This is a genomic window from Actinomadura logoneensis (assembly GCF_003428695.1).
GTDB lineage: Bacteria > Actinomycetota > Actinomycetes > Streptosporangiales > Streptosporangiaceae > Spirillospora > Spirillospora logoneensis.
Map to the genome: position 1 here is coordinate 1 of NZ_QURH01000385.1, position 701 is coordinate 701.

General features: G+C 79.3%; 1 protein-coding gene. It reads right to left on the reverse strand.

Annotated features, from left to right (window positions below; all coding sequences use genetic code 11):
* Positions 1-701, reverse strand: a 701-nt coding sequence (locus DZF91_RS22855; RefSeq protein WP_117359465.1) for a glycosyltransferase family 2 protein, incomplete at both ends; no start/stop codon positions are given.

Below are 701 nucleotides of genomic sequence, written 5' to 3' on the forward strand. Positions count from 1 at the left end.
AGCGGCGTCCCGGCGTCCCGGTGCGGTCCGGGCGCTCTGGGACAGGGCGTCGCGGGCGGCGCCTGCGGCCAGGCCGCCGAGCGCCAGCAGTCCCGCGGCCGTGGTCGCGACGTGCCGGCCGAACCGGCCGCGCGAGGCGTTCGCGTGCTCGTACCAGCCGCGTCCGTGCAGCGCGTTCATCAGCGCGTCGTCGGCGTTCCCGGCCTGCGCCCGCACCGACGCCCAGAACCCGGCGGGACGCGCCGGATGCGTGACGTGCCGCTCGCCGCGGACCAGCCCGTGGCCCGCGCCGGTGACGCGCAGCGCCAGGTCCGCGTCCTCGCGGAAGGCGCGGCGGAAGCGCTCGTCGAACCCGCCGACCAGCATCAGCACCGGGCGCCGGTACGCCATGTCGGCGGTGATCCAGGCCGCGGTCTCCAGCCCGGCGGTGTTGCGCTCCCAGTCGGTGGGCCGCCGGTCCGCCGGGAGCGGCACAGTGACGCGGCCCTGCGACCCGGCGACCGCGCCCGGGAGCCCGGCCAGGTCGTCGTGCAGCCGCCGCGCCCAGTCGGGGTCGGGCACCACGTCGTCGTCGAGGAACACGATCCACTCGGAGGACGCCGCGCGCCACCCGGTGTTGCGGGCGGCGGCGGGGCCGCGCCCGCCCGACCGGAGCACCCGCAGCCGTTCGTCCGCGCCGTCCGGCAGCGGGAGCGGCGCGC